Below are 14744 nucleotides of genomic sequence, written 5' to 3' on the forward strand. Positions count from 1 at the left end.
AAATTATATTGGATAAGTATTGAAGAAAACATAATTAAGAGGTGGAATTATGGGTGTAACAATAAAAGATGTGGCAATTTTAGCAAATGTAGCCCCTTCGACAGTATCTCGCGTCATTGCAGACAGCTCAAGAATTAGTGAAAAAACAAAACAGCGCGTGCGATCGGCTATGAAAGAACTTGGTTATCACCCAAATATTATTGCACGAAGTCTAGCAAATCAAACGACAGAGGCAGTCGGCCTAGTGATGCCGAGCTCAGCGGATAAGGTGTTTCAAAATCCATTCTTTCCTGAAGTGCTAAGAGGAATCAGCACTGGAGCTCATGAAAACAAAAGAGCGATTTATATGTCCACTGGGGAAACGGAAGAAGAGATTTTTGCAGAAGTTGTTCAAATGGTGCAAGGGAGAAGAGTGGATGGATTAATTTTGTTGTACTCCAAAGTTGATGATCAGGTGCTTTCTTATTTGCAAGAGCAGAGCGTACCGTTTGTAGTTATTGGAAAGCCGTTTAAACATAGTGAAAGCATCACGTTTGTTGATAATGATAATTTTAAAGCTGGAAAAGAAGCGACGGAATATTTAATTGAATCTGGTCATGAGCGTATTGCGTTTATTGGTGGAAGTCTTGAATTAGTCGTTACCATTGACCGTTTAACAGGCTATGATAAAGCGATTCAAAAAGCCAACATTCCTTACCGGGACGAGTATGTGATTCATGAAGAATTTCTACAAAAGGGAGGAAAAGAAGCTGTTTGCGAACTTTTATCTCTAAAAGAACGTCCAACGGCTCTAGTAGTAGCAGATGATCTAATGGCATTAGGTGTCTTAAATACATTAGATGAATTGGGGATTTCAGTGCCTGAAGACATTTCAATTGTCAGTTTTAACAATGTCTTAATCGCCGAAATGGCTAGACCAGCTCTCACATCTATTGATATTAATATTTTTGAACTTGGTTATCAGGCTGTACGCTGCTTAATTAAGCAGATTGAAACGCCATATGCTGTTGCAGAACAAGTGCGCGTTCCTCACAAAATGATTAAAAGACAGTCCTGCAAAACCATTCAAATGACGAAAAGATAACTTTATATACAAATAGAAAAGAGGTTGAGACAAAAGTATTGTAGTTGAAGGAAGATCCGAACGAGTTTGATTCTTGATGGAGAATCAAACTCGTTCGGATTTTTTCGTTTTTAGATTAGATTGATTTAGGTATGTCTCAATATGTTTTTATGCCAAATAAATTGGCATTTAAAGCGCAAAAAAAATATACACATGCCAATTATTTTTTTTTTTATCAAAAAGAAAGAATCATATAAGTGGCGAAAACCTTGATGACAAATAGGCTGTAAAGTTTTATTAAAAGTTGGCACGCTATTTGCATAACTATAAAGTAAACAAAGATTTGCATACTAGGAGGTATATATCATGGTAGTTTCTTATTCTCATGAACCATTTACAAATTTTAAGGACGAAAACAATAAAAAGGCATTTCAAGAAGCATTAACATATGTAAATACACAGCTTGGCAAAACGTACCCGCTTGTGATCGACGGTGAAAAAGTGGAAACCGAAGAGAAAATTACGTCTGTTAACCCAGCGAATATAAAAGAAGTGATTGGATATGTATCTACAGTAAATAAAGATCTAGCAGAGCAAGCGATGCAGTCAGCTTTAAAAGCTTTTGAAACGTGGAAAAAATGGAAAGTAGAACATCGAGCAGATATTCTTTTCCGTGCAGCGGCCATCATTCGTCGCAGAAAGCATGAATTTTCTAGTTATCTTGTAAAAGAAGCAGGAAAGCCTTGGAACGAAGCAGATGCTGATACAGCAGAAGCAATTGATTTTTTAGAGTACTACGCACGTCAAGTCCTGACGTTAAAAGATGGTTCTCCAGTACAGAGTCGAGACGGTGAGTATAATCAGTACAATTATATTCCGCTTGGCGTAGGTATTATCATTTCACCATTTAACTTCCCGTTAGCTATCATGGCTGGAACAGCAGTAGCAGCTATCGTAACAGGCAACACGATTTTATTAAAGCCAGCTGATGCCACTCCTGTAGTAGCAGCGAAATTTGTAGAAGTAATGGAAGAAGCAGGTTTACCGAAAGGCGTATTAAACTTTATTCCTGGTGCTACACCTGAAATCGGTGACTACTTAGTTGAACATCCAAAAACACGCTTTGTTTCATTTACCGGCTCGCGCGCAGTAGGTTGCCGCATTTACGAAAGAGCAGCAAAAGTACAGCCGGGACAAAAATGGCTAAAACGAGTTATTGCTGAAATGGGCGGAAAAGACACGGTGGTTGTAGACAAAGATGCAGATCTTGATTTAGCAGCTTCTTCAATCGTATATTCTGCATTTGGTTTTGCAGGGCAAAAATGCTCCGCAGGTTCTCGTGCTGTTGTGCATCAAGATGTATATGATGAAGTGCTTGAAAAAGCAGTTGCGCTAACAAAAACATTAACCGTTGGCAACCCGGAAGAAGTTTCGACTTATATGGGACCTGTTATTCACGAGGCTTCGTACAATAAAGTATTATCGTATATTGAAATTGGAAAAGAAGAAGGGCGTCTCGTTGCGGGAGGAGAAGCAGACAATTCAACTGGATACTTCATTCAGCCAACTATTTTTGCGGATGTAGATGAAAAAGCTCGTCTCATGCAAGAAGAAATTTTTGGTCCGGTAGTAGCATTCTCTAAAGCGCGAGATTTTGATCATATGATGGAGATTGCAAACAATACAGAATATGCATTAACAGGCGCTTTATTATCAAATAACCGCGAGCATATTGAACGCGCTCGTGAAGAGTTCCATGTTGGAAATCTGTATTTTAACAGAGGATGTACAGGAGCGATTGTTGGTTACCAGCCTTTTGGTGGATTTAATATGTCAGGAACGGATTCAAAAGCAGGCGGACCGGATTATCTTGTTCTTCACATGCAAGCAAAAACAACATCTGAAACATTCTAATTGGGAAATAAGGAGGAGTAAATATGACAACTGAAACACAAAAAACGGTGAAAATCATTGAACAAACAGAAAAATTTGGGGCACACAACTATCATCCGCTGCCGATTGTAATTGAAAAGGCAGAAGGCGTATGGGTACACGATCCAGAAAATAATAAATATATGGATATGCTAAGTGCTTATTCTGCTGTTAACCAAGGACATCGTCATCCAAAAATTATTGAAGCATTAAAACGTCAAGCTGATAAAGTAACGTTAACGTCACGAGCGTTTCATAATGATCAGCTTGGTCCATGGTATGAAAAGATTTGTAAATTAACAAATAAAAATATGGCTCTTCCAATGAATACGGGAGCAGAAGCGGTGGAAACAGCCATTAAAGCTGCACGCCGCTGGGCTTACGATGTGAAAGGTGTTGCTGAAAATCAAGCACAAATCATCGCATGTGTGGGCAACTTCCACGGTCGTACAATGACAGCTGTTTCATTATCATCTGAAGCAGAATATCAACGTGGTTTTGGACCGATGCTTCCAGGACTTCAAACGATTCCTTACGGTGATTTAGAAGCGTTAAAAGCTGCTATTACACCAAATACGGCCGCATTTTTAATTGAGCCAATTCAAGGCGAAGCAGGTATCGTTTTACCTCCAGAAGGCTTCTTAAAAGCTGCAGCTGACTTATGTAAAGAAAACAATGTGCTATTTATTGCTGACGAAATCCAAGTCGGCTTAGCGCGTACAGGGAAGATGTTTGCTTGTGATTGGGAAGGTGTAGAACCAGATATGCTGATTTTAGGTAAAGCGCTTGGAGGAGGAGTTTTCCCTATTTCTTGCGTAGTCGCTAACGAAGACATTTTAAGTGTCTTTAACCCTGGCTCTCATGGTTCAACATTTGGAGGAAACCCGCTTGCTTGTGCCGTATCATTAGCTGCTTTGGAAGTAATTGAAGATGAAGAACTTCCAGCGCGTTCATTAGAATTAGGTTCTTATTTCAAGCAGAAGCTCCAAAGCTTAAGCAATCCAGTTATTAAAGAAGTGCGCGGCCGAGGCCTGTTCATCGGGGTAGAATTACACGAAGAGGCTCGTCCTTATTGTGAAAAATTAAAAGACCAAGGTTTGCTTTGTAAAGAAACGCATAGTACGGTTATTCGTTTTGCTCCGCCCCTAACGATTTCAAAAGAAGAGTTGGACTGGGCAATTGAACGAATTGAAAAAGTATTTGCTGAGTAATCGGTTTAAAATAAATAAAAATAGTACGATATGTATATATCGTACTATTTTTGTTCATATGCAGCTAAATAACGTTTTTATTTGATAGGCAGGAGGAATAGAAGTGTATACCCAACTCTCACAGCTAAGCATAGAAGAGCAAGTTGAATGTTTAACAAAAGCGTTAGTGAAAATCAAAAGTATCAATGGGACAAGCGGCGAAGTAAAGATTGCTGATTTCATTAAAAACACGCTTCAAAGTTTTCCTTATTTCAAAGAAAATCCCCTTCACGTTTGGGAACAGAAAATTAATGGCGATACGCTAGGTAGAAAAAATGTATTTGCTTTTATTCAAGGCAGCAAAAAAAATGCTCAAACAATGATTTATCACGCTCACTTAGATACGGTTGGCATTGAAGATTTTGGTCCATTAAAAGACATAGCGTTAGATCCAGAAGAACTTCAGCACTATTTCTCTATGCATAACATTAATGAAGATGTACAGCGAGATGCTCGTTCAGGTGAATGGATGTTTGGAAGAGGAGCCGTTGATATGCAAAGTGGAATTGCTGTACATTTAGCCAATGTGCTGCATTTTACTAAGCATCCAAATCAATTAGAAGGAAACGTCCTTTTTATGGTCAACCCAGATGAGGAAAGTCAGCATGCTGGAATTATTTCTGCTGTTTCTGAACTGAACCGTTTGAAAAAAGAGAAAAATCTTTCATATGTAGCAGCGATTAATACCGACTTTATTACACCTCTTTACGATGGAGATTCCACGCGCTATATTTATACAGGAGCTGCTGGGAAACTGCTTCCATGTTTTTATATTTACGGAAGGGAGGTACACGTAGGAGATACGCTTGCTGGTATAGATCCTAATTTGATTGCATCTGAGATTACGGGAAGCATCCATAACAATATTAATCTAGCTGAAAATATTGAAGGAGAGCTGGTACTGCCACCTTCCTGTCTGTATCAACGAGATAATAAAGAGGCTTATAATGTGCAAACCGCCGTAAGCAGTCATTTGTATTTTAACTATTTCATCTATGAACGAACGGCAAAAGAAGTGATGAGTCAATTAATTGGATTATCAATCGAAGCATGTGAAAAAGTAGAGAAAAAACTTTCTGATTATTACGAACTTTTTGCGCGAAGAACGAATTTACCAAAGCGAAACTTGTCTTGGAAAGTGGATGTTGTGAGTTTGGAAGATTATCTGGAAGAATTGGATCAAAAAGGGATAAATGCTCAGGCTTGTATTGAACGAGCTTTCGAACAGTATGCGCATTTAGAACTTAGAACAAGGTGCTTTAAAGTAATTGAAGAACTTCAAAAGTTAGATCCGCATCAAAGTCCGCGCGTAATTGTCTTTTTTGCACCGCCTTACTTGCCTCATAATCACTTGAAGAAAGACGAAAGTAGAGATCAGCAGCTTCTTTATCCTTTACAAGCGGCTGTGGAGAAGGTTGGAAAACAGACGGGAGAGACGTTTCAGTTTAAAAAATTTTTTCCCTACCTAGCGGATGGCAGCTTTTTATCTCTTCATGAGACAGATGAGGAAATCGATGCTTTTACACGTAACTTTCCGGGGTGGGGGATTGCAGGGGCGATTCCTTTCCGTGAAATTCGAGAGTTAAATATTCCGTCCATCAATATAGGAGTATATGGGAAAGACGGACATAAGTGGACAGAGCGAGTGTATAAGCCTTATTCGTTCGGCGTCCTTCCTAAGCTGATTCAAGAAACAACTGTTCAGATGCTAAAAAGTAGGCATGCTTGTACAAACCACATATAAGAAAATGAAGAACGGAGGTACCGATGAATAGACATACAGAACAAAACCAATTACAGAGAACAATGAAAAGCAGACATTTATTTATGATTGCGTTAGGAGGCGTGATTGGAACAGGCCTATTTTTAGGTTCGGGTTTTACTATTAGCCAGGCAGGGCCGGGAGGAGCCATTCTTGCTTATATAATAGGCGGCTTCCTCATGTACTTAGTTATGCTTTGTTTAGGAGAGCTAGCGGTAGCAATGCCGGTTTCAGGTTCCTTTCAAGAATACGCTACAAGGTTTTTAGGACCTTCTACAGGCTTTATGATTGGATGGCTGTACTGGTTCAGCTGGGCAAATACGACAGGGCTTGAATTTACGTCAGCAGGAATTTTAATGCAGAGGTGGTTTCCTGATGTACCTATATGGTCATGGTGCTTGATTTTTGGGGTCATTACGTTTTTAATTAACGCTCTTTCTGCTCGAAGCTATGCTGAAACTGAGTTTTGGTTTTCGAGTATTAAAGTTACGGCTATTATTCTATTTATTTTAATTGGAGGAGCTGCTGTTTTTGGTTTTATTGATTTTAAGGGAGGAGAACCCGCACCGTTTCTTTCACATTTTACCCAAGGCGCAGGTCTTTTTCCAAATGGAATACTGGCAGTTTTATTGACTTTAGTAACGGTTAACTTTTCGTTTCAAGGAACGGAGCTTGTTGGCATTGCAGCAGGAGAAAGTGAAAGTCCTGAGAAAACGTTGCCGAGATCTATTCGAAACGTCATTTGGAGAACGCTGTTTTTCTTTGTGTTAGCTATGTTTGTTTTAGTCTCTATTCTGCCATACAAAACAGCGGGAGTTATTGAAAGTCCGTTTGTTGCCGTATTAGATCAAATTGGAATTCCCTATGCAGCGGATATCATGAACTTTGTCATTTTAACAGCTGTGTTATCCGTGGCGAACTCTGGGGTCTACGCTGCTTCCCGTATGCTTTGGTCATTGTCAAACAGCAATATGGGGCCAAAACCTTTAAAGAAATTATCTTCAAAAGGTGTTCCAATTAACGCGTTAATTGTGACGATGATTATTTCGGGATGCTCGTTGATTACAAGCGTCGTGGCTGCTGAAACCGTATATCTTTGGTTTATTTCGATTTCAGGAATGGTGACCATTATTGTTTGGATGTCCATTTGTGCCTCTCAATTTATGTTCCGCCGTCGTTTTTTAGCGGAAGGGGGAGATGTAAAGGAATTGAAATTTAAAACGCCCCTTTATCCGTTCGTTCCTATTCTAGGTTTTTGTTTGTATGGACTTGTATTAATCAGCTTAATTTTTATTCCGGATCAACGAATTGGTCTTTACTGCGGGGTCCCTTTAATTATTGTACTCTACGTGTATTATCACGTAGGAATCAAGAAAAATATTAATCAAAAACAATCGGATTCACCGGTTTATAAAGCAAAATAAAAAAGAAGTGCACTGTGCACTTCTTTTTTATTTAGAGCGGATGTCTAATCGTTTCATACGATACTGCAAGCTTTGTCTAGTCAGCCCTAGTATCTTAGCACTTTTTGAGATGTTGTGGCTGTGTTGTTCAAGCGTTTGTTTAATACATTCTGCTTCGAACGCTAACAGCTGTTCCTTTAAAGGAAGAGAAGGTTGAAAAGCGCTTGGATAAGAAGGTGCTTCACTGCTTGTTTTATTTTCAAAGTGTTCATGCTGCTTTAGCTGGAACTTCGTTCTGTATTGGAAAGGCAGGTGAGAATAGTGAATAACATCTTCATCCATCACCAAGTTCATTGCACCTTCAATAATGTGTTCTAATTCCCGTACGTTCCCTGGCCAGTCATAAGAGAGAAACGAAGACATGACTTGGTGATCTATGGTTTTTACATTCATCTGAAACAAATCATTGTATTTTTTGATGAAAAACTTTGTTAATTCAATAATATCTTCTTTTCGTTCACGAAGAGGAGGAATAAAAAGCGTCACGACGCCAAGTCGATAATATAAGTCTTTGCGTAATCGATTTTCTGCAATCGCATCGATTGGGTCTTCATTCATGTTCGCGATGACTCGAACGTTCACCGGTTTGTCCACTGTATCCCCAATTCTTCGTACGGTTTTTTCTTGCAGTACTCGAAGAAGCTTAGCCTGCAGATTTGGGTTTAACGAGTTGATTTCATCTAGCAGTAATGTGCCTCCTTGCGCTTGTTCGAAAAGACCAGGATTATCCATTGCACCTGTAAAAGCTCCGCGTTTCGTACCGAATAAAAGGCTTTCAATTAAATTATCCGGTAGCGCAGCACAGTTTTGTGAAATAAAAGGAGCAGAAGAGCGGCTGCTGCCATTATGTATGCTTTGAGCAAACAGTTCTTTCCCCGTGCCTGTTTCTCCAATAATTAAGACATAAGAAGGAGTTCTAGTGGCGCGTTTGGCGTCTTCAATCACATCGTGAACGGCTTGACTGCTTCCGATGATGCTATCAAACGTAAAGCGTGTGTTTCCTTTTTGCCTAATGTTTTGCCGGATTAGACGCTCTAGTTTTGTCACGTCCTGAGCAATTTCAACCGCTCCGTGAATGACACCGTCTTTTAAAATAGGAAAGGTGTTATTAATCGTTGTGATTTCTTGCCCTTGATTGTTAAAATACGTTTGCTTGACGTTAACCGTTTCTTTTCCTTTTTGCAGCGCTTGTACAAGCGTGCTTTGCTGATTTTCTTTGAACATAAACACATCTAGCAAGTTTTTATGTAAAACGTCTTGTTCATCCATCAGCTCCATCTTTGTCATCTTTTCATTGTAAATAATCGTCTTTCCTGTTTCATCGACCGCATGGATACCAGCATCGACTTTATTTAAAATGGTTTCATATATATGTTTAAGAGTGCTTAATGTATCGGTCATTCAAATACTCTCCTTTAGCGGTGTTCATATCTCTATTTAAACAAAAATAGCTGAATTCTGATAGTGTTTCCACATAAAAATAAATGAATGACCGAAGAGAAATGTTATCCGTTTACAATGGATCCTCCATTAATGTGAAGGACTTGCCCTGACATATAAGAAGAATCAGAGCTTGCCAAATATACATAGGCCGCTCCGAGCTCAGAAGGCTGTCCTGCGCGTTTCATAGGTGTGTTAGATCCAAATGTTGCAACTTGCTGTTCGTCGAACGTAGACGGAATAAGAGGTGTCCAGATGGGTCCTGGAGCTACGCCGTTTACACGAATGCCTTTTGTTGCGAGCGAAGCTGACAAAGAACGTGTGAAAGCCACGATAGCACCCTTGGTTGAAGAGTAATCAATCAGCTGGTCATGCCCATGATAGGCTGTCACAGACGTTGTATTAATAATAGCGCTTCCTTGTTTTAAATGAGGCAATGCAGCTTTGGTCAAATGGAAAATTGAAAAAATATTCGTTTGAAACGTACGGGTAAGCTGTTCAGTCGTGATATCCGTAATACTTTTTTGAGGGTGCTGTTCAGCTGCATTATTGACTAAGATGTCTATTTTTCCGAAAGTCTGAATGGCCTTTGAGATGACTTCTTGACAAAAATGTTCATCTCCTATGTCACCAGCAAGCAACAAACAAGAAGCTCCCATTCGTTCAACTTGTTTTTTAGTTTCATTTGCATCATCGTGTTCATTAAGATAGGTTACAACAACGTTTGCACCTTCTTTCGCATAATGGTAAGCGACAGAACGCCCAATTCCGCTGTCTCCTCCTGTGATAACGGCTACTTTGTTCTGTAATTTTCCGCTTGCCTTATAGTCTGGAGCGATAGAGGTAGGGATTGGATGCATATCTTTCTCAATACCTGGCTGAGTTTGCTGATGCTGAGGAGGGAAGTTTTGTTTTTGATTTTGATTCATTGGTATACACTCCTTAATTAATATAAGTATGTAAGCGTATACTAGTATTTGTTAAGAGAGTGTATCTATGCACAGGGATAAGCCTAAACGGATAAAAAAAGGCTTTGAAAGAAAAAATGAATGCCAGGGGCATCCATTTTTAGCGGTAATTAATAAATTGTACGTCAATAGGTAAATCAGCGCTGCGAATAGCTGAAATAATTTGCTGCAGGTCATCACGATTTTTACCGCTTACGCGAAGCTGATCATCTTGAATTTGGCTTTTTACTTTTAAACCGGTATTTTTAATAATTGTATTTAGCTTTTTAGCGTTGTCTTTGTCGATACCTTGAATTAACTTAGCGCGCTGTCTAACCGTTCCTCCAGAAGCATTTTCAATTTTACCGTAGGAGATATTGCGTGTAGGTACGCCGCGTTTGATGAGCTTAGAAATCAGTACGTCTTTTAACTGTTCAAGCTTAAATTCATCATCAGAAATAAGAACAAGCTCTTCGTTTTCAAGCGAGATTTCGCTTTTACTGCCTTTAAAATCGTAGCGGGTTTTAATTTCTTTTGTTGCCATGGTAATGCCGTTTGTTACCTCTGATAAATCGACTTGTGACACAACGTCAAATGAACTATCTTTAGCCATAATAACCTCCATATGTAAAGAGTTTGTTCTTTTATTATAAATAAAACACAAACTGTATACAACTGATATTGAATAGAGAGCCGGTAATTGATACAATACAAGTTATGCTTTTTGTTGTAAGCTATAGAAGCAGCTTTTTAACAAAACGTATGCATTTAAGTTAATTTGAACTTTAGAATGCTGTTTGATGCAAAGTGAGAAGGTATGTGGTGAAGGAACAATCACTACTAATTTATATAAAGGATGGATAGAACGATGAATGTAGAAGCTGGGATGAAAGCGTATTTAACAGTAAACCGGGAAACGCCGATTGGTTATATGTTAGCAGAAGGCGAAGAAGAAATTTTGCTACATAAAAATGAAACAACAAGAGAACTTGCTGAAGGAGAAGAAGTAGAAGTTTTCCTATACCTTGATCAGCATGATCGCTTAACGGCAACGATGCACTTACCCCTTGTTGAAGAAGGTGTCTATGAGTGGGTTGAGGTCGTAGACGTTAATCCAGGTTTAGGTGTGTTTGTAAATATCGGCATGAACAAAGATATGTTAATTGGTTCAACCGACTTACCTGCTCTAGAAGAGCTGTGGCCAGAAGTTGGAAACAAAGTTTACTGTACGATGAAGATTTCAAAGCGCGGTAAGATGTACGGGAAAATTGCTACAGATGATGTGATGAAAGCAATGGCATTAGATGCTCCACCTGAACTTTTTAATCGTGAAGTGAGCGGATATATCTATCGCGTCCTGCGCGTAGGTTCATTTATTATGACAGATGAAGGGTATGTTGGGTTTATCCACGAAAGCGAAAGACGTAGAGAACCAAAGCTTGGTACGTATGTAACCGGCCGTGTCATTAATGTAAAAGAAGACGGAACCTTAAACGTATCACTTCTTCCGCGCAAACAAGAAAGCATGGATGAAGATGCACAAGTACTATACGATTACATGGAAAGTCGCGGTGGCGTTATGCCATTTTGGGATAAAAGCTATCCAGAAGATATCCGTGAGCGCTTTAATATGAGTAAAGCTGCGTTTAAGCGTGCGCTTGGTAAAATGATGAAAGAAGGAAAAGTTTATCAAGAAGAAGGATGGACATATTTTAAAAAAGAAGAAAACTAAAAGGAGAAGCCGCTGAATTTTCAGCGGCTTCTTTTTATAAGTGATCAGTTTTTTTAGAAAATGAATGTTTTCCAAGCTCACCGTTATGCTTAGCTTGCAGATTCTTTTCGTGAAGCTTTGCGTTATTATCTTTTGCTTTTTTATCGTTATCGCTCGTTTTTGGCATTGTGATACACCCCTTTTTGATCGTACCTTTAGAATGCCCTGACCTCTTTAAATTATTCGGTGATTTCGTTCAAAAAGAAGACTGCAATCGTCCCTGGGCCAGAGTGAGAACCTATGGCTGCACCAATAATATTAATAATAAAATGTTTGGTTCCAAAACGTTCTTGAATCATCTCTTTCAGCTGAAGAGCTGTTTCTAAATCATCTCCATGGCTAATTCCAATGGTTTGAGAAGAGAGATTTTTTCCTCGCTCTTCCATCACGTCAAGCATGCGTTTAAATACTTTTTTACGACCGCGGATTTTTTCGATTGGAATCAATTTTCCATCTTCCACATGAAGCAGCGGCTTAATATTAAGCAGACCTCCTACAAAAGCAGAAGCTTTGCTCACGCGGCCTCCTTGAGCAAGAAAATCTAGGTCATCTACCGTAAAAATATGCTCCATATGCAGAGCGTATTGCTTTATTTTTTCTGTCATCTCTACTAGTGAGAGGTTTTGTTGTAATAATTGTGCTGCATAATAAGTAACTACTCCCTGGCCAAGAGATGCACATTTCGTATCGATTATTTCTAATTGGAAATCAGGATATTTTTCTAGGAGCTCTTCTCGAATCATCATTGCTGTTTGATATGTACCGGATAATTCTGAAGAAAATGCTAAATAAATGCACGAATCACCTGATTTAGCTATGTTCTCAAAGACTTCATACATAGTAGTTGGAGCCGCTTGAGATGTTTTTGGCATCTTGCCTTTACGAATGGCTTCGTAGACAGAGGCTGGTTCAATCGTTTGTAGATCTAAATATTCTTGGTTATCCAAGCTTACGCGAAGCGGTAAAAAGCCAATGTTATTTTCTTTAAAAAAAGATAAAGGCAAATCGCTTGCACTATCGGTTAAAAGTTTAATTGACATAAATGTCACCTTCCTAATTGCATTTATAAAATATTAAATGAGTTTGATGTATAAACATTGAGAAACGTTATATACGACATAGTATTAGTGTATAAGCACTTTGAGGAAAATACAATTTTTGAATAAGTTTTTTTAATTCTGCCAAATCGTACATACTATATGTACTAACTATTTTAAAGATGCTGACTTTATTCATTTTATAAATGGGTATAAGAAAGTAAGAAGTTTTAAAAAAGCGGAGGTCGGTCATTTGAATATGTGGCTTGAAGCAAAAAAAGCGATAGTCGTCTTGGTAGGAGCATTATTGAATGCGCTTGCGCTCAACTTGTTTTTGATACCTGCTAATGTATATTCGAGCGGCTTTACGGGAGTAGCGCAGCTTGTTTCGAGTATCGTGACAGATTACACCCCTTTTACTATTTCCACTGGAGTGCTGCTGCTGTTGTTAAATATCCCTGTAACTATTTTAGGGTGGAAAAAAGTTGGGAAGTCATTTACTGTTTACAGCTTTATCAGCGTTGCTGCAACAACTTTGTTTCTTGGAATTATTCCTATTCAAGCACTTTCTAAAGACATCATCCTTAACGCAGTTTTTGGAGGCGTTATTTTAGCGGTAGGGGTAGGAATTACGTTAAAATTTGGAGCTTCAACTGGTGGACTCGATATTATTGCCCTAATTTTGTCTCGAGTAAAAGACCGACCAATTGGCACTTATATGTTCATATTAAATGCAATTATTATCGTGCTAGCAGGTCTTTTATATGGTGCTGAGAAGTCACTCTATACGCTTGTGACGCTTTATACGACCACTCGCGTCATTGATGTTATTCATACGCGTCATGTCAAACTCACAGCAATGATCGTAACGAAAAAAGGAGTGGAGCTAAGAAAGGCGATTCACGCCAAACTCGTGCGAGGCATTACGGCGGTACCGGCTAAAGGCGGCTTTACAAACGAAGATAAAGAAATGCTAATGATTGTCTTGACTAGATATGAATTATTTGACTTGGAACGAGTAATTAAAGAGGTAGATCCTAAGGCATTTACCAATATTGTTCAGACAACGGGAATCTTTGGTTTGTTTCGCAAAGATTAAAAAGGTCCAGGTATTAATTACCTGGACCCTTTGTATTAATGTGTACCTTTTAAGTCATTAGAAAGTTCTTGAAGCTGAGCTTGTTCTTTAGGAGAAGCATTTTGCTGCGCATGAGACAGCATATCAGCTGCAATGTTTTCATCAGAAGCTGCAGACGTATGAGCCTGAGACGTTTGATGATTTTGACCAGAAGCTCCCAAAGTATTCTGAAGCTGCTGAAGCTGAGCTTGTTCTTCAGGAGAAGCGCTTTGCTGTGCATGAGACAGCATGTCAGCTGCCACGTTTTCACTAGATGTGTGAGCTTCACCGTGAGCGTGAGACTGACCGCCTTCTAAAGTGCTTTGAAGCTGTTCAAGCTGGCTCTTTTCTTCAGGAGAAGCATTTTGCTGTGCATGAGATAGTATATCAGCTGCAACGCTCTCGCTGGACGTGTGAGCTTCACCGTGAGCGTGAGACTGACCGCCTTCTAAAGTGCTTTGAAGCTGTTCAAGCTGTGCCTTCTCTTCGGAAGAAGCATTCTGAACGATATGAGACAGCGTATCCGACGTAATATCTGCGCTTTTCTCTCGCGAATGTGATTCTCCATCTGTATGATACGCTTGATGCAATGAATTTTGGAATTGCTTTAACTGCTCTTGTTCTTGTGGAGAAGCGTTAGAAGCAATGCTATTTAATACGCTTTCTGAAATATCAAGTTCACCGTTGCCATTCTTTTGACGGTGAAGCTGATCTTCTGAATGGCCGGATACTGCATTTCGAATCGCATCTTTTACTTGACCAAAAAGTGAATTTTTCATAAGTTACTGTCCTCCATGAGGAGTTTGGCGCTGCTGAGCTTGAAATGCTTCTGCCTCCGCCATAGTCATATGATAAGGAATTCGTTCATCATGTTTTTGAACTGCGTCTGCACCTTGTTTCACAAAACGTTTTGATCGATTGCCTCTGCCCATCATAAATTCCTCCTCGTAATATAAATAAAA

The 14744-nt window shown here is 39.2% G+C and carries 14 protein-coding genes; 7 read left to right on the top strand and 7 right to left on the bottom strand.

Annotation, left to right across the window (positions count from 1 at the left end; all coding sequences use genetic code 11):
* Nucleotides 1-49: 49 nt before the first annotated feature.
* The 5 genes from U9R83_RS03375 to U9R83_RS03395 all read left to right on the top strand — a co-directional run bounded on the left by U9R83_RS03375 (nt 50) and on the right by U9R83_RS03395 (nt 7431).
* Nucleotides 50-1084 carry a LacI family DNA-binding transcriptional regulator gene (locus U9R83_RS03375; RefSeq protein ID WP_014461626.1) on the top strand — a complete coding sequence of 345 codons (1035 nt, stop codon included), beginning with the start codon at nt 50-52 and terminating at the stop codon, nt 1082-1084.
* Between the two features lie 345 nt (nt 1085-1429).
* Nucleotides 1430-2977 carry an L-glutamate gamma-semialdehyde dehydrogenase gene (gene pruA, locus U9R83_RS03380; protein ID WP_014461625.1) on the top strand — a complete coding sequence of 516 codons (1548 nt, stop codon included), beginning with the start codon at nt 1430-1432 and terminating at the stop codon, nt 2975-2977.
* A gap of 23 nt (nt 2978-3000) precedes the next feature.
* Nucleotides 3001-4206 carry an ornithine--oxo-acid transaminase gene (locus U9R83_RS03385; protein ID WP_014461624.1) on the top strand — a complete coding sequence of 402 codons (1206 nt, stop codon included), beginning with the start codon at nt 3001-3003 and terminating at the stop codon, nt 4204-4206.
* A 103-nt stretch (nt 4207-4309) separates the two neighbouring features.
* On the top strand, nt 4310-5989 hold the full coding sequence (locus U9R83_RS03390; RefSeq protein WP_014461623.1) for a M20/M25/M40 family metallo-hydrolase: 1680 nt from the start codon (nt 4310-4312) through the stop codon (nt 5987-5989).
* Nucleotides 5990-6012: 23 nt separating this feature from the next.
* Nucleotides 6013-7431, top strand: coding sequence for an amino acid permease (locus tag U9R83_RS03395; RefSeq protein WP_098113546.1), 1419 nt, complete (start codon nt 6013-6015; stop codon nt 7429-7431).
* A 27-nt stretch (nt 7432-7458) separates the two neighbouring features.
* On the opposite strand, the gene U9R83_RS03400 is transcribed toward U9R83_RS03395, so the two are convergent.
* From U9R83_RS03400 to U9R83_RS03410, 3 genes are all read right to left on the bottom strand, one after another.
* The gene (locus tag U9R83_RS03400; RefSeq protein WP_014461620.1) at nt 7459-8871 is read right to left on the bottom strand and encodes a sigma-54 interaction domain-containing protein; all 1413 of its coding nucleotides are present in this window, start codon (nt 8869-8871) and stop codon (nt 7459-7461) included.
* A 104-nt stretch (nt 8872-8975) separates the two neighbouring features.
* Nucleotides 8976-9839 (bottom strand): SDR family oxidoreductase, encoded by an 864-nt coding sequence (locus U9R83_RS03405; RefSeq protein WP_014461619.1) that lies wholly within the window; start codon nt 9837-9839, stop codon nt 8976-8978.
* Between the two features lie 139 nt (nt 9840-9978).
* Nucleotides 9979-10470: a YajQ family cyclic di-GMP-binding protein gene (locus U9R83_RS03410; RefSeq protein WP_014461618.1), complete on the bottom strand. Its 492-nt coding sequence runs from the start codon at nt 10468-10470 to the stop codon at nt 9979-9981.
* A 255-nt stretch (nt 10471-10725) separates the two neighbouring features.
* Between U9R83_RS03410 and U9R83_RS03415 the strand changes: the two genes are divergently transcribed.
* A complete protein-coding gene (locus U9R83_RS03415; RefSeq protein WP_014461617.1) occupies nt 10726-11589 on the top strand; it encodes a CvfB family protein in 864 nt (287 codons plus the stop codon).
* Between the two features lie 34 nt (nt 11590-11623).
* Here the strand turns inward: U9R83_RS03415 and U9R83_RS03420 are convergent, their stop codons facing one another.
* Nucleotides 11624-11755: a DUF3941 domain-containing protein gene (locus U9R83_RS03420; RefSeq protein WP_014461616.1), complete on the bottom strand. Its 132-nt coding sequence runs from the start codon at nt 11753-11755 to the stop codon at nt 11624-11626.
* A gap of 52 nt (nt 11756-11807) precedes the next feature.
* On the bottom strand, nt 11808-12668 hold the full coding sequence (locus U9R83_RS03425) for a DegV family protein (protein ID WP_182421379.1): 861 nt from the start codon (nt 12666-12668) through the stop codon (nt 11808-11810).
* Between the two features lie 256 nt (nt 12669-12924).
* Here U9R83_RS03425 and U9R83_RS03430 point away from each other — a divergent pair, with 256 nt between their 5' ends.
* The gene (locus U9R83_RS03430) at nt 12925-13764 is read left to right on the top strand and encodes a YitT family protein (RefSeq protein WP_042992588.1); all 840 of its coding nucleotides are present in this window, start codon (nt 12925-12927) and stop codon (nt 13762-13764) included.
* Between the two features lie 35 nt (nt 13765-13799).
* Here the strand turns inward: U9R83_RS03430 and U9R83_RS03435 are convergent, their stop codons facing one another.
* Both U9R83_RS03435 and U9R83_RS03440 read right to left on the bottom strand, forming a co-directional pair.
* Nucleotides 13800-14561 carry a DUF3813 family protein gene (locus U9R83_RS03435; RefSeq protein WP_328575065.1) on the bottom strand — a complete coding sequence of 254 codons (762 nt, stop codon included), beginning with the start codon at nt 14559-14561 and terminating at the stop codon, nt 13800-13802.
* Between the two features lie 3 nt (nt 14562-14564).
* The gene (locus tag U9R83_RS03440) at nt 14565-14717 is read right to left on the bottom strand and encodes a hypothetical protein (protein WP_013055382.1); all 153 of its coding nucleotides are present in this window, start codon (nt 14715-14717) and stop codon (nt 14565-14567) included.
* Between the last annotated feature and the right edge of the window lie 27 nt (nt 14718-14744).

Source organism: Priestia sp. LL-8 (assembly GCF_036227845.1).
In the GTDB taxonomy this organism is placed as follows: domain Bacteria; phylum Bacillota; class Bacilli; order Bacillales; family Bacillaceae_H; genus Priestia; species Priestia zanthoxyli.